Source organism: Nonomuraea sp. NPDC049725, from assembly GCF_040674795.1.
GTDB lineage: Bacteria > Actinomycetota > Actinomycetes > Streptosporangiales > Streptosporangiaceae > Nonomuraea > Nonomuraea ceibae.
In genome coordinates this window covers 322,033-337,253 of record NZ_JBFANJ010000007.1, presented here as the reverse complement: position 1 = coordinate 337,253, position 15,221 = coordinate 322,033, and the positions used below count along the sequence as shown (strand labels likewise).

Sequence of the window (15,221 nt, the reverse complement as noted above, 5' to 3'; positions counted from 1 at the left end):
GTCCCCCCTAGTCGACGTCCACGTCGTCGAGGTGGCGCAGGAGGCGTGACAGCACGCGCAGGCAGGCGGCGATCTCGGCCTCGGTCAGGTCGCCGCCGATCTGCCGCAGCATGGCGCGCTCGCGGTCGAACACGGCGGTGATCGCGGCCCGGCCCGCCTCCGTCAGCCGGATCAGCGACGACCTCCGGTGCGCCGGGTTCGGCACGAACTCGACCAGCCCGCGCGCCGCCGCGTCGTTGGTCATGCGCTGCACGAACTGGCGGCTCAACGCCTGGTCCCGGCCCATCTGGGGAACGGTCATGGGGCCGTGCTCGCGCAGCATGTTGAGCACCGCCCGCACGCCCACCGACAGCCCCTCGATGGGGGCGTCCAGCTCCACCTTGCGCTGGGCGCGCCGGTAGAGCGGGCCCACCAGGTCGAACACCTCGGTGAGCCGGTCGGTCACCGCGTCGCCACTCTCGCTCATGATGACACCTTAGTTGCCATGTTGAGCGGAAGATGACACCTTGGTTGTCATGAGTGAGTTGTTCTGGACCGAATCCGGCACCGGCCGTCCCCTCGTCCTCCTGCACGGCGGGTTTCTCCACCACCGCATGTGGGACGACCAGATCCCCGCCTTCGCCGAGCACTTCCGCGTCATCGCCCCCGACGCCCGCGGCCACGGCCGCTCCCCCAACGCCACCGAGCCCTACCGGCTCACCGACGACCTCGCCGCCCTGCTACGCCACCTCGGCACGGGGCCCGCGATCCTCGTCGGCGTCTCCATGGGCGCCGCCACCGCCGTCGACACCGCGCTCGAACATCCCGACCTCGTCAGCGCCGTCGTCGTCACCGGAGCCGGGACCAGCGAGCCGTACTTCACCGACCCCTGGACCACCCGGGCCTGGGCCGGCTGGCAGGCCGCCATGGCCGCCGGCGACCTGGACGCCTCCGTCGAAGGACACCTGCTCTTCGCCGCCGGACCGCACCGCGCGCTCGACACCCTCGACCCCGACGTGGTCGCCCGCCTGCGCCGCATGGCCCGCGAGACCATGTCCAAACACGCCCCCGGCGAGCCGAACCACCTCGTCCCGGTCCACGACACCTGGGAGCGGCTCCCGGCCGTCCGCGTCCCCGTCCTGGCGATCAACGGCTCCCTCGACTCGCCCGACCACCTCGGCATGGCCGACCGCCTCACCACCACCGTCCCCCACGGCCGCACCCACACCATCTCCGGCACCGCCCACTACCCCAACCTGGAACAACCGGACGCCTACAACAAAACCCTCGAATCCTTCCTCCACACCCTCTGACCCCCGAGAGCGGTACGCCCCCACCCCAGAACCGGAGCGTCCGGGGGCCCCGCGCCCCATCCAGCGCGCCCCGGAAGGGACGCACCGCATGGGGCGGCCTCCCAAAAACCAGAGGCCCCCGAACCGGGACGAGCTCCGGCCGGAGGACGCCGGTCCCGGCGCGGGCGGGCGCCCGTACAAGCGGGAGCGGCCTCCCCGGAAGGCGGCCACCCCAGGGGGACCCCGGTCCCGACGCGGGCGCGCGTCCGTACAAGCGGGAGCGGCCTCCCCCGGGCAGGCCACCCCGGTAGCAAGCCCGAAGGGACGCCGGGGCGGGTGCGGGCTGCACTCGGAGGAGCGGGAGCGCCCCAGCCTCGGTTATGGGGTGGGGTCGGGGATGGAGTGGGCGATGGTGCGGGCGGCGTACTCGAGCCAGGCGGGTTGGGCGGCCACCGGAAGGGGCCGGGCGAGGGCGTCGAAGAGGACGCCGTCGAGCTGGGCGACGAGCATGCGGGCCGCGTCGTCGGCGCCGGGCACCCCGGCGGCGCGCAGGCCAGTGGCGGCGAGGTGGAGGAAGCGGGCGCTGGCAGCGTCGAGCTGGGCGCGGAGGGCGGCGTGGAGGGCGGCGTCGAGGTAGAGCTCCATGCGGGCCCGGGTCCGGGTCCGCGCCGGTCCGAGCCAGTGGGCGAGCAGCCCGGCCAGCGTCGCGGCGACCCGTTCGCGGCTGCTCCACGCGTCGGGCGGCAGGCGTACGATCGACGCCTCGTCCAGCTCCAGCATGCGGGCCAGCAGCGCGTCGAGCAGGGCGAGGCGGGTGCGGAAGCAGCTGCTGGTGCTGCCGGGCGGCAGCCCGGCGCGGGCGTCGACGGCGCGGTGGGTGAGGCCGCGCATGCCTTCGTCGGCGAGGACCTCGATGGCGGCGTCGGCGGCCCGCCGGCTGCGGGGGGTCATGGGCAGGGCTCCACGGTGACGGGGACGCCGTTGAGCACGGCGGTGCCGCTGAGCTGGTCGAGCGCGGCCGGGTCGGTGAGGGCGTTGATGCGGGCGCCGGGCAGGTGGCGGGCGCGGGTCAGCCGTACGCCGGGCAGGTCGTGGCCGTAGCCGTGGGGCAGGCTGACGGTGCCGGGCATGAGGTCGTCGCTGGCGGCGACCTCGACGGTCACCTCGCCGGTCGCCGAGCGGACGCGTACCGGAGCGCCGTCGGCGAGGCCGCGGGCGGCGAGGTCGGCGGGGTGCATCAGCAGGTGGTGGCGCGGGCGGCCCTTGGTGAGCCGGGCCGAGTTGTGCATCCACGAGTTGTTGTCGCGCAGGTGGCGGCGGCCGATGAGGAGCAGCGTCCCGGGCTCGGCGGGGGTGAGCAGGCCGGCGGCGGCCTGCCGGGCGGCTTCGAGGAGCGGCGGCGGGGCGGCGCGCACCCGCTTGCGCGGGGTGCGCAGCCGCCGGGGCAGGCCGGGGCGCAGCGGGCCGAGGTCAATCCCGTGCGGGTGGCGGCGCAGCCGGGCCAGTGAGAGCCGGTACGGGCCGGTCCGCAGGGCGAGGTCGACGATCCGGTCGGGGCGCAGCCGCAGCATGAGGGCGTCGCGCCACCGGCCGGTGCGGACGAGGCGGCGGTAGCGGCGGGCGAGGTCGCGGAAGATCTCCCAGTCGTGCCGGGCGCCGGGCGGTTTGGGGAAGGCGGCGGCCGAGTAGCGCGCGGTGTCGCGGACGGCGAGCATGCGGAAGACCAGGTCGTAGTGGTCGCGTTCGAGGGGCTCCGTGGGCGGCAGGATGACGTGGGCGTGGCGGGTGGTCTCGTTGACGTAGAAGTCGACGGCGGCCATGAACTCCAGCCCGGCCAGCGCCTGGTCGAGCGCGGGCCCGCCGGGGGCGGACTGCACGGGGTTGCCGGCGACGGTGAGCAGGGCGCGGACCTGGCCTGGGCCGGGGGTGCGGATCTCCTCGGCGAGGGCGGCGAGCGGCAGTTCGCCGCCGAACTCGGGCAGCCCGCGCACCCGGCTGTGCCAGCGGCCCCGGCGTCCGGGGTCGAGCTGTCCGATCGCGTCCACGGCGGGCCTGGTGAGGAGGGTGCCGCCGGGCCGGTCGAGGTTGCCGGTGACGATGTTGAGGAGCTGGATGCCCCACTGGCACAGCGTGCCGTACCGCTGCGTGGACACGCCCATCCGGCCGTAGCAGGCGGCGGCCGGCGCGGCGGCGAACTCCAGGGCGATCCGCCGGACGGTGCCGGGTTCGACGCCGGTCGCGGCCTCGACCCGTTCGGGGGTGAAGGGTTCGACGGCGTGGCGGACCTCGTCCAGCCCGTCCACGTACGCGGCGGGCGTGGCGGCGCCTTCGGTGAGGATGACGCGGAGCAGGCCGAGGATGAGGGCGGCGTCGGTGCCGGGGCGGATGAAGTGGTGGTCGACGCCGAGTCTGGCGGTCTCGGTCCGGCGCGGGTCGAACAGCACGGCCGTGCCGCCCCGCTCGCGCAGCGCGCGGATGCGGCGGGTCATGCCGGGGGCGGTCATCAGGCTGCCGTTCGAGACGGCGGGGTTGGCGCCGAAGATCAGGAAGTACGCGGTGCGGTCGATGTCGGGGACCGGGAGCAGCCACTGGTGGCCGTACAGGAGCCGGGCGACGACCTGGTGGGGAAGCTGGTCGACCGATCCGGCGGTGAAGCGGTTGCGGCTGCCGAGCAGGTTGACGAACGGCGGCGCGTGCGTCATGCCGCCGAGGCTGTGGGTGACGGGGTTGCCCAGGTAGGTGGCGACGGCGTCGGCGCCGTGCCGCCGGCGGATGCGGGCCAGCGCGCCGGCGACGAGGTCGTACGCCTCGTCCCAGGTGATCTCCTGCCAGCCGTCGGCGGTGCGGCGTACGGGGGCGCGCAGGCGGTCGGGGTCGTCGCGCAGGTCGGCGAGGGCGAGCGCCTTGGGGCAGAGGTGCCCGGCCGACAGGGGGTCGTCGGCGTCGCCGCGGATGCCGGTCACGCGGTCGCCGGAGGTGGTGATCAGCAGGCCGCACATCGCCTCGCACAGCGTGCACGTGATGGCCTTCGTCATGACTACAGTTGTAGCAGCCGATTGCTACACCTGTAGCGGCGGCCCCTCACTTCACCATGAGGCGCGAGCGGGTGCGCGCCGGGGCCGTCGGGGGCAGCTCGCCGAGGATGTCGGCCAGCGTGACCCCGCGCAGGCTGTCGCGCCAGGCCCGGTGCGCGTCGGCCATCTTCGCGGCCAGCACGCAGGCGTCCCGGCAGTCCTCCGGCGGCAGCGCGCCTCTCCCCTGCTGGCGGATCTCACGGCATTCGTACGGCGAGGCCGCGCCGTCGACGGCCTCGACGATCCGCAGCAGCGTGATGTCGGCGGCCGGGCGGGCCAGCCGGAACCCGCCGCGCGGGCCGGTCGTCGCCGCCAGCACCCCGGCCCGGACCAGCGCCTGCAACTGCTTGGCCAGGTAGGGGGCGGGCAGATCGTAGTAGTCGGCGAGCTGAGCCGCCGACGCGGTGGCGCCTGGCTCCAGCTGGGCCAGCGTGGTGGCGCAGTGCAACAGCCATTCGGTGCTCACGGGCAGCTTCACGCCACCAGCATATCGCGGATATTGCAGATCCATTTAGTCCGAGATATGGTCGTGACCCCACGGGAAGAAGGAGAGATCATCATGCGGATCGCCGTCGCCGGCGCCACCGGCAACATCGGATCCCTGACCGTCGCCGCCCTCGAACGCGACGGGCACGACGTCGTGCGCATCAGCCGCGCGCTCGGCGTCGACCTCATGACCGGCGACGGGCTCGACGCGGCGCTCACCGGCGTCGAGGCCGTCGTCGACGCCACCAACGGCCCGGCCGGCCGCCGCGAGGAGGCGGTGGAGTTCTTCACCACCACCACGGGCAACCTGCTCGCCGCCGAGGCGCGGGCCGGCGTCCGGCACCACGTGCTGCTCTCGATCGCCGGCATCCACCGCGTCGAGGGCAACGCCCACTACGCCGGCAAGCGGGAGCAGGAGCGCCTGGTGGCCGCCGGGCCGGTGCCGTGGACGATCGTCCCGGCCACCCAGTTCCACGACTTCGCCGAGATGGTCGCGGGCTGGACCGAGCAGGACGGCGTGGCCACGATCGCGCCGCTGCTCGTGCAGCCGGTCGCGCCCGCCGACGTGGCCGCCGTCCTGGCCGAGATCGCCACCGGCGCGCCACTGGGCCGCCACGCCGACCTCGCCGGGCCCGAGACGCAGGACCTCGTCGACATGGCCCGGCGCACCCACCAGGCCCGCGGCCGCGAGGTCAAGCTGGTGCCGACGTGGTCGGGCCTCTTCGGCACGTCGATGGCCGGTGAGGTGCTGCTGCCCGGCGAGGGCGCCCGCATCGCGCCGACCACGTTCGAGGAGTGGCTGGCCACCGTCCGGTGACCTCCGGTGCGCGGATTTGGCCAGGTTTTTCCCACGCCGGATGGGAGCGGGGCACGCTGCGACGGTATGACCGGAGCCGTGGGGAGAACCTGGTCAGCGGCCCTGACGGCGCTCGCGCTCGCCGCCGGCGCGGCGCTGGCGGGCGGCTGCGGCGGCTCCCAGGACTCCGCGCCGTCACCGCGCGTGTCGGCGAAACCGGCCATCAAGCCGAACGGCGAGCTCGTGCCGTCCACCGGCGGCGGCGACGTGCCCGACACGACCGTGGCCGTGTGCCGCGAGTGCCAGAAGCTGCTGGCGTCCGGCCAGTACGAGCTCGCGGCGCGGCGCATGGACCGGCACGCGAACCAGCGGCCCGCGAACCTGGGCGGCGACTCCAGCACGGTGGCCGTCGCGCTGGTGTGCGCGGGGGCGGCCAAGGCCAGCCTGGGCCGCTACGAGGAGGCGATCAAGAGCCTCGACGCGGCGGACCGGCTGGACGCCGAGCTGCCCGCCGACACGCGGCCCCAGTTCCTGGAGCTCATGTACCACGCCCAGCTCGTCAGCTACACGGCCGTCGGCGAGCCGGCCAAGGCCCAGGAGAGCCTGGCCCGGCTCGCCGGGCTCGGCCGGGACACGGGCCCGTACCTGAAGGAGGCCTGCGCGGAGAAGCCCGGCGCGCTGCCCGCGTGCACCGGCGCCCCCATCGGCTCCCCCACCGGCTCCCCCACCGGCGAGGAGGAGCGCCCCTCGGAGCCCACCCACGACCCCGTGCCGACGGAAACCGGCGGGACCACCCCGCCCACGGCCCCCGAGACGGAACCTGAGCCGGAGCCCGAACCGGAGCCCGAACCCGAACCCCTCCCCGAAGAAACGTGAAGAAACTCGGCGAGAACCCCGACGAGGACGACGCCGGCCCCGGCGTGAGTCAGGACCTGGCGCGGCTGGGCAGCGTCCTGGCCCACATCGTCACGCCGACCACGATCGTCGCCGCGCTCATGGTCTACTTCGGCTCAGTGCGCACGAACACCTTCTTCGCCAGCCTCGGCGTCGACCAGAGCGTGCTCGGCCTGTCGATCCAGGACTACGCGCTGCGCAGCGTCGCCTCCACCATCGAACCGCTGGCCGTGCTCCTGCTGGCCGTCCTCGTCGCGCTGCCGGCGCACGCGGTGCTCGTCCGCCGCCTGGCCGCCCGGCCGGCCGCCATGCGCAGGTTCGTGATCGTGCTGGACGTGCTCGGCTTCGCCGCCGTCGTCGTCGGCGTGCTCGGGCTGGCCGGCTGGGTCGAGTACAAGGTCAGAGCCCCGGTCGCCCCCGCCTGCCTGGGGCTCGGCGTGCTCGCGCTCGGCTACGCCGCCTCCCTGCGCGCCCGGAGCCTCCCCCGCCCGCCCGGCTACGCCGTCGAACCCCACGGGGTCCGCGTCGTCCGGCGGGCCATCTTCGTCGCCCTGCTCGCCGTCCTGCTGCTGTGGTCCGTCGCCGTGTACGCGCAGCTACGCGGCCTCCGGGCGGTGGAGCAGCTCCGCCACAGCCCGGCGCTGCTGCCCGGCGTGGTCATCTACACGCCCCACCGCCTCTACCTGGAGGGCCCCGGCGTCACCGAGACCCGCCTGCCGGACGAGACGGCCAAGTTCCGCTACCGCTACGCCGGGCTGCGGCTGCTGATCCGGGCCGACCAGCGCTACTTCCTGCTGCCGTCCTGCTGGGCGACGACCCCCCAGGCCCGCGCCATCGCCCTGCACGACGACCCGTCGATCCGCCTGGAGTTCTTCCACGTCACCACACCCCCACCCTGCCCCTGACCAGGCCGTGCCCGGTCAGGACGGCTGGTCGGCCGGGGTGCCGTAGGTGGAGGCGCGGAACAGGAAGGACGCCCAGGAGCGGTACGGGCGCCAGGCGTCGGCGACCTTGCGGTAGGCGGCGGCCGGGGCGTCCTCCGGCAGCCCGTACGCCTCCCGGAGGATGGCGAACAGGCTCGGCTCGTCGCCCGGGAAGGCGTCCGGGGCGCCCGCGCCGCGGATGAGGATGAGGCCGGCCGAGAACGGGCCCACCCCGGGGAGGGCGCGCAGCTCGGCCAGGGCGTCGCGCGGGTCGAGGGCGCGCAGGTGCTCGGTGGTGAGCACGCCGTCGAGCGCGGCGCGGGCCAGGCCGCGCAGCCACTCCTCCTTCTGCGCGGGCAGGCCCAGCCCGCCCGCGTCGAGCAGCGAGACCGGCGGCGGGAAGGCCGCGTAGGCGGTGCCGTCGACGGTGACGCGGGCGCCGTGACGCTCGGCGATGCGCTGCTTGATGCGCGAGGTGATGAGCATGGACGAACGCTGGACGATCACCGCCCAGCAGGCCGCCTCCCAGGGGCTCCAGAAGCACACCGGGCGCAGGCCGGGGCTGCGCCGTTGCAGGTCGCCGAGGATCGGGTCGCTCGCGCCGAGCTCGGCGAAGCCGGTGCCGTCGACGTCGAGCGACAGGATCCGCGCCACCTCGCCCCGGATCGCCGGCCCCGCCGGGCGCGTGGTGGCGACGGCGACCCCGCCGGGCGCGGCGGTCACGGTCACGCCGATCGGCCGCCAGTCCGACTCCGCGCAGTAGGCGAAGCGCAGCGCCCGCCCGTCGGAGGGCAGCGCGGCGGTGGCCGGCCAGTCCTCGACGAACCGCAGTGACGCGCCGAAGTCGAACGGGCCCTCGGCGGTCAGCGTGAATCCGTGCGTGGTCATGGCCGTATGGTAGGCGGCCCGGCCGACACGTCTACCTGGCCAGGAGCGCGCGCAGCTCCTTGACGACGACGGCGGGGGCCTCCTCGGCCATGAAGTGGCCGCAGGTGACGGTGCGGTGGACCAGGTCGGGCGCCCAGGCCCGCCACAGCGCCTCCGCGTCGTAGCCGAGGGCGGCGCCCCAGTCCTGCTGGAGCACGGTGACGGGCATGCGCAGGCGGTTGCCGGCCGCGCGGTCGGCCCGGTCGTGGTCCAGGTCGATGCCGGCCGTCGCGCGGTAGTCGGCGACGATCGACGGCACGGCCTCGCGCGACGCCTTCAGGTACGCGGCCCGTACGTCCGCCGGGATCGCCTCCGGGTCGGTGGTCCAGACGTCGAGGAAGTGGCCGAAGAAGGCGTCCGCGCCGGCGGAGATGAGCTGTTCGGGCAGGCCGGGCGGCTGGGCCATCAGGTAGAGGTGCCAGCCGACGGCCGCGCCGGCGCCGCGCATGACGTCCCACATGTCGAGCGTGGGCAGGACGTCTAGGGACGCCAGGTGGGTGACGGCGTCCGGGTGGTCGAGCCCGGCGCGTACGGCGACGAGGGCGCCCCGGTCGTGCCCCGCCAGGGCGAACCGGTCGTGGCCCAGTTCGCGGGCGAGCGTGACGATGTCGGCGGCCATGGTGCGCTTGGCGTACGCGGTGCCGTCCGGGTCGCCGGGCTTGTCGCTGGCGCCGTAGCCGCGCAGGTCGGGGCAGATGACGGTGTGGTCGGCGGCCAGGTCGGCGGCGACGTGCCGCCACATGAGGTGCGTCTGCGGGAAGCCGTGCAGCAGCACGATCGGGCTGCCGGAGCCGCCGACGGCGGCGTTCAGCGTCACGCCGTCGGCGACGGTGACGCGGTGGTGGTCGAATCCGCTGATCCGGGGGTTCATGAGGGCCTTTCGGTGGTGCTTCCAGTGGTACGCGGTCCAGCGTGCCCGGCGGGGGTCAGCAGCCGGTCAGTGTTGGATCAGCGGACCGGGTCAGCGGGTCGGGACAGGGGGCCGGAGCTGCGTAGATTGGGGGCGTGACCACGGTGGCGTTCGGCGTGCTCGGGCCGTTGGAGGCGGTGGGCGAGCACGGGCCGATCTCGCTCAGGGGGCCCCGGCACCGGGCGGTGCTGGCGCGGCTCCTGGTCGCCCGTGGGCGGGTGGTGCCGGTCGACCGGCTCGTCGAGGATCTGTGGGAGGAGCCGGGCGAGGGGGCGGTTTCGGCGCTGCGGACGTTCGTGTCCGATCTGCGGCGGGCGCTGGAGCCCGATCGGCCGCCGCGTGAGCCCGCGCGGCTGCTGGTGACGACGGCGCCGGGCTACGCGCTGCGGGCGGCGGCCGACGCGGTGGACGCCTGGCGCTTCGAGGCGGCCGTCGGCGAGGCGGGGCGGCTGCTGGCCGACGGGCGGCCGGCCGTGCCGCCCGGGGGCCCGGCGCCCACGGGTCCGGTGCGCGGCCGGGAGCAGGCGGAGCGGGCGCTGGCCTGCCTGGACGGGGCGCTGGCGCTGTGGCGCGGGCCCGCGTACGCCGAGAACGCCGGGGAGGAGTGGGCCCGTTCGGAGATCCACCGGCTGGACGAGCTGCTGGCGCTGGCCGTGGAGCGGCGGGCGCGGGCGCTGCTGGCGCTGGGGCGTTCCGCCGAGGCGGTCTCCGACCTGGAGGCGCACGCCGGTGACCGGCCGTTGCGCGAGGACGCCTGGCACCTGCTCGCCACGGCGCTCTACCGGTCGGGGCGGCAGGCCGACGCGCTGGCCGCGCTGCGCCGGGTCCGCGAGACGCTGGTGACCGAGCTGGGCGTGGACCCGGGGCCCCGGCTGCGCCGCCTGGAGTCCGACATCCTCACCCAGGCGCCCCACCTCACCCAGGACGACCCGGCCCCCGTACGGGCTCCCGAGCCGGCGGCGGGCGGCCGGGTGTTCGTGGGGCGGGAGGGGGACCTGGCGCGGCTGGAGGAGGCGGCCGGGCAGGTGGCCGGGCGGGGCGGGCCGGGGGTCGTCCTGGTGTCCGGGGAGGCCGGAGCGGGCAAGACGGCGCTGGCCGAGGCCGTCGCGGCGCGGCTGGCGGCGCGCGGCTGGGTGACGGCGTGGGGCCGCAGCCCCGAGTACGAGGGCGCGCCCGTCGCCGCGCCGTGGACCCAGGTCACCGGCGCGCTGCCCCCGCCCCCCGAGCCGGACGGGCCCGGACCGGAGGGGTCGAGCGGGCCCGGATCGGACGGGACCGGATCGGGCGGGCCCGGATCGGGCGGGCTCGGATCGGGCGGGCTCGGGCCGGACGGCGGGGGGCGGGGCGCGGATCCGGCGGTGGTGAGGTTCCGGCGGCATCGGGCGGTCGTGGCGCGGGTCGCGGGGGCGGCGGCCGGGGGGCCGGTGCTGGTGGTGCTGGACGACCTGCACCGGGCCGACGCCGACACGCTCGACCTGCTGACCGCCGTCGCCACCGCGCCGGAGGTGGGCCCGGTGCTGGTCGTGGGCACGTTCCGGACCACGGAGGTCGGCCCGGAGCTGACCTCGGCGCTGGCCAGGCTGGCGCGCACCGAGCCCGTGCGGGTCTACCTGGGCGGGCTGACCGAGGCGGCGACGGGCGAGCTGGCCGGGGCTGTCACCGGGCGGGAGCCGGCCGGGCCGGTGGTGCGGCTGATCCATCGGCGCAGCGGCGGCAACCCGTTCTTCGTACGGGAGCTGGCCCGGCTGTTCGCGGCCGAGGGCGAGGCGGGGCTGGAGGCGGTCCCGGCGGGGGTGCGGGACGTGATCCGGCACCGCCTGGCGCAACTGCCCGAGGAGACGCGGACCGTGCTGATGCAGGCGGCGGTCGCGGGGCGGGACGTGGACCCGGAGGTGCTGGCCGAGCTGGCGGGCGAGGGGCCGATGCTGGACGCGGTGGAGCGGGCGCTGCGGGCGGGGTTCCTGACCGAGCGGGGCGGGCTGCGGTTCACGCACATCCTGGTGCGCGACACGCTGTACGGGGATCTGTCGGCGTTGCGCCGGGCCCGGTGGCACGCGGAGGTCGGGGAGGCGGTGGAGCGGCTGCATCCGGACGACGTGGCGGCGCTCGCCCACCATTTCACCCTGGCCGCGGGCGGGACTGTCTCGCCCAGGGCCGCCCGTTATGCCCGCGCGGCTGCCGAGCTGGCCGAACGTCGTTCCAATCCGCACGAGGCCGCCCGGCTCTGGCGCCAGGTGATCACACACACGGGCGGCGACGCCGTACGGGATCGGCTGGAGGCGGATCTCGGGCTGGGGCGGGCGCTGGCCGTGACGGGACGGATGGAGGAGGCGCGGCGTCTGCGGGCGGAGGCGGTGGACACGGCGGAGAGCCTCGGCGACGCGGACCTGACGGCGGCCGTGATCACGGCCTTCGGCGTGCCGGCCGTCTGGACGCGCAACGACGACGAGCGCCTGTCCGCCCGGATCGCCGCCGCCGCCGAGCGCACGCTGGCCGCGCTCTCCGGCGACCCGTCCGCTCCCCGGGACGTGGTGGGCCGGCTGTGGAGCGCGCTGGCGCTGGAGCTGCGCGGCACGACGTCGGATCGCGGCCGGCGGGCGGCCCGCGAGGCGGAGGCGATCGCCCGCGCGTCCGGGGACCGGGCGTCGCTGGCGCTCGCGCTCAACGCCCGGTTCATGCACGCGTTCGGACGTGCCGGGCTGGCGGGCGAACGGGCGCGGATCGGGGCCGAACTGGTCGAGCTGGCAGCCGGGGGCGAGCTGGTGACGTTCGAGGTGCTGGGGCGGCTCGTCCAGCTCCAGGCGCGCGCCGCGCTGGGCGACCTGGCCGCCGCCGACGCGCACGCCGAGGCCGCCGACGCGCTCGCGAGCCGGTACGAGCTGCCGCTGGTGGGGGTGTTCACCGCCTGGTACGCGGGGCTGCGGCACGCGCTGGCGGGACGGCCGGAGAAGGCAGCGGCCGCCTACCGGGACGCGCAGGCCCGGCTGGCCGGGAGCGGCATGCCCGGCATGGAGGAGGGCCTGCTGCCGCTCGCCCTGCTGGCACTGCGCCTGACGACCGGCCGGGACGGGGACGCGGGGAACTGGCGTGGCCGCGACTACGGCCCGTACGAGCCGTGGGTCCGCCCGCTGATCCTGCTGGACGCCGGCCGGCGCGAGGAGGCCGCGGCGGCGCTGCGCGGCCTGCCCGAATCGCCCCACGACCTGATGCGCGAGGCGCGCCTGTGCCTGGCGGCCCGCGCCGCCGTCGCGCTCGGCGACCGCGCCGTCATGGCCCGCCTGCGCCGCGAGCTCGCGCCCGCCGCCGGAGAGCTGGCCGGGGCGGGCAGCGGCGTGCTCACCCTCGGCCCGGTGGCGGGCTACCTGGACGAGCTCGGCACCGGCCGCTGAACGCCGAGCCCAGGCCCTGGGCTCGGTCAGTCGATGTACACGCTCGTGCCGAACTCCGAGACGGTCGAGGCGCCCGGCTCGACCAGTTCGAGCAGCTCGCCGGTGCAGTCGGGCGAGCTGAAGACGTACGCGAGCCCGTTGGTGTGGTTGGCGACGGACAGCGGCCACCGGTCGCTCGAGTAGCAGCCGCTGGGGTTGAAGTACGGGTGGTCGTTGATGATGAGCACGCCGTCGGCGGCGTGGGCGGGCGTGAGCGGGGCCAGGACCGCTCCGGCGGCGGCCAGGGCGGCGAGGGCTGTGGTGATGCGTCGCATGGTCTGGATTCCTGTTCTCGAACGGGTGGGACCCCGCCATTGTTCACTTACAGCGATGACTCAACTACTGACTGTGAGGTGACGAGGCCGTCCCGGGCGGCGATTGGCGCCATCAGTCCCGGGAAGCCGGGATCATGGTGGTTCACGAACATGTACGGGGGCGGCGCACGGTGGATCTGATCACGGATGTCGTCCAGGCGATCAGCGATCTGCCGTTCCCGGTGGTGGGGGTCGTGGCCGGGGCCATGGCGTTCGCCGAATCCGGCCTGGGCCTCGGGTCGATCGTGCCAGGGGAGACGGGCGTGCTGCTGCTGGGGGCCGCCGCGGGCACGCCCGTACGGTACGTCGTGATGCTCCTCGTCGTCGCCCTCGGCGTGACCGCGGGTGACCACGTCGGCTACCTGCTCGGCCGCCGCTACGGCGTGCGGATGCGGGAGCTGCGGGTGGTGCGGCGGCTCGGCGTACGGCACTGGGACCGCGCCACGACGGCGCTGCTCAGGTACGGCGCGGCGGCGGTGTTCGTCACCCGGCTGATCCCCGTGGTGCGCACGCTCACCCCGGCCGCCGCGGGCGCCGCCCAGGTGCGTTACGGGCGCTTCCTGCCCGCCTCGCTCGCCGGATCGCTGCTGTGGTCGGCGGTGTACGTCAGCCTGGGCGCGTTCGCGGGCGCCTCCGCCGCCCACCTGGAACGGCTGCTCGGGCGGGCGTCATGGGTCCTGCTCGGCGTGCTGGTCGCCCTCGTCGTCGCGGTGAGCCTGGTCCGGCGCTTCCGCCGCCGCCGCTAGCTGCAGGGGCGCGGCGGTCCCGCCCGCGAGCTCCCGCCCGTGGTTCAGCGCGTGGTCGAGCTGCCTGGCCAGGTTCGGGACGGACGCGGGAGGCAGGTACGCGTCGGCCCCGGCGTCGAGCAACCGGCGGACCGGGCCGTCGTACCGCACCCCGAGCTCGTCGTCCTCGATCTCGGTGACGACCACGCGCGCCTTCGGGAACGCCGACCGCAACGCCCCGATCAACTGCGGACTGCCCGCCGGCACCAGCAGCACGTCGGCCGTCACGGGAGCCGCGTGCATGTCGAGCACCACGTAGTCGGCCCCGAGCTGCGCGGCCAGCGCCACCCTGGCCGCGGTGGACAACTCCATCGCGGTCGCCACCACGGTCACGCCCTCGTAGCTCGCCGGCCCCTGCCCGTGCCCCTCGTCCGGCGTCCCGCGCCCGACGACGGCCCCCTGCACCACGTCCACGGTGCTGGAGATCGTCGCGATCGACCCGCCGTCCCGCGTGACGACCAGCTCCTCACCGGGTTCGAGCCCGTCGATGAGCGCCACGAGCTCCTCGGGCAACCCCGCCACGTCCACCCTCCGGGCAGCCCCCATGCCACGTCCCTCCTGCTCCCCACCCACGCTATTGCACGATCACCCGCGCACGACCGCCCCCAGCACGGGCCGGCCGAGGTGCGCCTGCGTGATCACGACGCCGGTGACACGCCCGGCGAGCGCCAGAGCTAGGCGTGGTTCTCGGGTGCGGGGAGGGGGTGCCAGTTGGGGTGGGGGCGGCGGGGTGGGGGGCCGGCGGGGTGGTGTTCGAAGTGCCACCACTCGTTGTCGTACATGCGGTAGAGGGCGTAGCGGGGGCCGTGGTCCTCCAGCCAGCGGGCGCCTTCGTAGGGGCGTACGTCCAGGGCGGTGCCCTTGACGTGGCGCGATTCGGCCGGCGGCAGGACGAGCATCCGGGCGGAGGCCGGGGAGCCGGAGCGGCGTACCTCGTCGTCGAACAGCCGTTGCTGGGCGGCGGGGTCGCGGTAGCCGGAGGTGAGGCCGATGAGCTGGCCGTGGCGCCAGAGGGCGTCGGTGCGCGCCGCGGTGAAGGCGGCCTTGGCGCCGTCGGTGAGGCCGGTGAGGTCCTCGGCGGGGAAGCGCAGCCGCAGCGCCCAGCCGCAGGCGAGCTCGCGGGCGCGGCCGGGGTGGCGGGCGAAGGCCACGGGCAGCAGGAGCGCGGCGAGCACCAGCGTGACCACGGCGTACAGCCGGTCGCGGGGCCGGGGCGGGAGGATGTGTGGTTCGCTCATGACGAACTACGATTGGCGGGGGATGTGCGCGCGTCGTCAGCCGTATGTCATGGTTCGTCGACGGCGGCGCGCCCGTGGCGCCCGAGGGCGAGCCGGGGCGGGATCGTGACACAACGATGACACGGCGCGCACGGGGCGCGGACACGGCCGGTCGACAGTGGACGGGGTCGGCCGG

15 protein-coding genes are annotated in these 15,221 nt (G+C 75.6%); 6 read left to right on the top strand and 9 right to left on the bottom strand.

The window, feature by feature from the left end:
• Positions 1-7 precede the first annotated feature (7 nt).
• Entirely contained in the window at positions 8-466 is a 459-nt protein-coding gene (locus AB0J53_RS20975; RefSeq protein WP_364174595.1) for a MarR family winged helix-turn-helix transcriptional regulator, read from the bottom strand.
• Positions 467-515: 49 nt separating this feature from the next.
• On the opposite strand from AB0J53_RS20975, the gene AB0J53_RS20970 reads away from it, so the two are divergent.
• Entirely contained in the window at positions 516-1,292 is a 777-nt protein-coding gene (locus AB0J53_RS20970) for an alpha/beta hydrolase (protein ID WP_364174592.1), read from the top strand.
• Positions 1,293-1,649: 357 nt separating this feature from the next.
• Here the strand turns inward: AB0J53_RS20970 and AB0J53_RS20965 are convergent, their stop codons facing one another.
• Genes AB0J53_RS20965 through AB0J53_RS20955 form a run of 3 tightly spaced genes read right to left on the bottom strand, consistent with a single transcriptional unit; the run spans position 1,650 to position 4,823 of the window.
• Positions 1,650-2,222: a hypothetical protein gene (locus tag AB0J53_RS20965; protein ID WP_364174589.1), complete on the bottom strand. Its 573-nt coding sequence runs from the start codon at positions 2,220-2,222 to the stop codon at positions 1,650-1,652.
• Positions 2,219-4,306 (bottom strand): molybdopterin-dependent oxidoreductase, encoded by a 2,088-nt coding sequence (locus AB0J53_RS20960; RefSeq protein WP_364174586.1) that lies wholly within the window; start codon positions 4,304-4,306, stop codon positions 2,219-2,221. The genes AB0J53_RS20965 and AB0J53_RS20960 overlap by 4 nt, the downstream gene beginning before the upstream one ends.
• Positions 4,307-4,352: 46 nt before the next feature.
• Positions 4,353-4,823, bottom strand: a complete 471-nt coding sequence (locus AB0J53_RS20955; RefSeq protein ID WP_364174583.1) for an Rrf2 family transcriptional regulator — start codon at positions 4,821-4,823, stop codon at positions 4,353-4,355.
• Positions 4,824-4,904: 81 nt separating this feature from the next.
• Between AB0J53_RS20955 and AB0J53_RS20950 the strand changes: the two genes are divergently transcribed.
• The 3 genes from AB0J53_RS20950 (at position 4,905) to AB0J53_RS20940 (ending at position 7,426) form a co-directional block, all read left to right on the top strand.
• Complete coding sequence (locus tag AB0J53_RS20950; protein ID WP_364174580.1) at positions 4,905-5,648, top strand: SDR family oxidoreductase; 744 nt, start codon at positions 4,905-4,907, stop codon at positions 5,646-5,648.
• 78 nt (positions 5,649-5,726) lie between these two features.
• Complete coding sequence (locus tag AB0J53_RS20945; protein WP_364174578.1) at positions 5,727-6,503, top strand: hypothetical protein; 777 nt, start codon at positions 5,727-5,729, stop codon at positions 6,501-6,503.
• A complete protein-coding gene (locus AB0J53_RS20940) occupies positions 6,500-7,426 on the top strand; it encodes a hypothetical protein (protein ID WP_364174576.1) in 927 nt (308 codons plus the stop codon). The genes AB0J53_RS20945 and AB0J53_RS20940 overlap by 4 nt, the downstream gene beginning before the upstream one ends.
• A gap of 15 nt (positions 7,427-7,441) precedes the next feature.
• On the opposite strand, the gene AB0J53_RS20935 is transcribed toward AB0J53_RS20940, so the two are convergent.
• Together AB0J53_RS20935 and AB0J53_RS20930 are read right to left on the bottom strand one after the other, a co-directional pair.
• Positions 7,442-8,332 carry a hypothetical protein gene (locus AB0J53_RS20935; RefSeq protein ID WP_364174573.1) on the bottom strand — a complete coding sequence of 297 codons (891 nt, stop codon included), beginning with the start codon at positions 8,330-8,332 and terminating at the stop codon, positions 7,442-7,444.
• Positions 8,333-8,363: 31 nt separating this feature from the next.
• Complete coding sequence (locus AB0J53_RS20930; protein ID WP_364174570.1) at positions 8,364-9,242, bottom strand: alpha/beta hydrolase; 879 nt, start codon at positions 9,240-9,242, stop codon at positions 8,364-8,366.
• 134 nt (positions 9,243-9,376) lie between these two features.
• On the opposite strand from AB0J53_RS20930, the gene AB0J53_RS20925 reads away from it, so the two are divergent.
• Positions 9,377-12,670 carry a BTAD domain-containing putative transcriptional regulator gene (locus AB0J53_RS20925; RefSeq protein ID WP_364174567.1) on the top strand — a complete coding sequence of 1,098 codons (3,294 nt, stop codon included), beginning with the start codon at positions 9,377-9,379 and terminating at the stop codon, positions 12,668-12,670.
• Between the two features lie 26 nt (positions 12,671-12,696).
• Here the strand turns inward: AB0J53_RS20925 and AB0J53_RS20920 are convergent, their stop codons facing one another.
• Positions 12,697-12,984, bottom strand: coding sequence for a hypothetical protein (locus AB0J53_RS20920; protein WP_364174564.1), 288 nt, complete (start codon positions 12,982-12,984; stop codon positions 12,697-12,699).
• A 134-nt stretch (positions 12,985-13,118) separates the two neighbouring features.
• Between AB0J53_RS20920 and AB0J53_RS20915 the strand changes: the two genes are divergently transcribed.
• On the top strand, positions 13,119-13,769 hold the full coding sequence (locus tag AB0J53_RS20915; protein WP_364174561.1) for a DedA family protein: 651 nt from the start codon (positions 13,119-13,121) through the stop codon (positions 13,767-13,769).
• On the opposite strand, the gene AB0J53_RS20910 is transcribed toward AB0J53_RS20915, so the two are convergent.
• Positions 13,692-14,354, bottom strand: coding sequence for a hypothetical protein (locus AB0J53_RS20910; RefSeq protein WP_364174558.1), 663 nt, complete (start codon positions 14,352-14,354; stop codon positions 13,692-13,694). The two genes, AB0J53_RS20915 and AB0J53_RS20910, sit on opposite strands and share 78 nt — an antisense overlap.
• A gap of 128 nt (positions 14,355-14,482) precedes the next feature.
• Complete coding sequence (gene vanY-N / locus AB0J53_RS20905; protein WP_364174555.1) at positions 14,483-15,046, bottom strand: D,D-peptidase/D,D-carboxypeptidase VanY-N; 564 nt, start codon at positions 15,044-15,046, stop codon at positions 14,483-14,485.
• Positions 15,047-15,221: the final 175 nt, after the last annotated feature.

Coding starts and splice junctions, on each gene's coding strand:
- vanY-N (WP_364174555.1), bottom strand. CDS start 15,046: ATGAGCGAACCACACATCCTCCCGCCCCGGCCCCGCGACCGGCTGTAC.
- AB0J53_RS20935 (WP_364174573.1), bottom strand. CDS start 8,332: ATGACCACGCACGGATTCACGCTGACCGCCGAGGGCCCGTTCGACTTC.
- AB0J53_RS20960 (WP_364174586.1), bottom strand. CDS start 4,306: ATGACGAAGGCCATCACGTGCACGCTGTGCGAGGCGATGTGCGGCCTG.
- AB0J53_RS20970 (WP_364174592.1), top strand. CDS start 516: ATGAGTGAGTTGTTCTGGACCGAATCCGGCACCGGCCGTCCCCTCGTC.
- AB0J53_RS20915 (WP_364174561.1), top strand. CDS start 13,119: ATGGTGGTTCACGAACATGTACGGGGGCGGCGCACGGTGGATCTGATC.
- AB0J53_RS20910 (WP_364174558.1), bottom strand. CDS start 14,354: ATGGGGGCTGCCCGGAGGGTGGACGTGGCGGGGTTGCCCGAGGAGCTC.
- AB0J53_RS20920 (WP_364174564.1), bottom strand. CDS start 12,984: ATGCGACGCATCACCACAGCCCTCGCCGCCCTGGCCGCCGCCGGAGCG.
- AB0J53_RS20965 (WP_364174589.1), bottom strand. CDS start 2,222: ATGACCCCCCGCAGCCGGCGGGCCGCCGACGCCGCCATCGAGGTCCTC.
- AB0J53_RS20975 (WP_364174595.1), bottom strand. CDS start 466: ATGAGCGAGAGTGGCGACGCGGTGACCGACCGGCTCACCGAGGTGTTC.
- AB0J53_RS20930 (WP_364174570.1), bottom strand. CDS start 9,242: ATGAACCCCCGGATCAGCGGATTCGACCACCACCGCGTCACCGTCGCC.
- AB0J53_RS20950 (WP_364174580.1), top strand. CDS start 4,905: ATGCGGATCGCCGTCGCCGGCGCCACCGGCAACATCGGATCCCTGACC.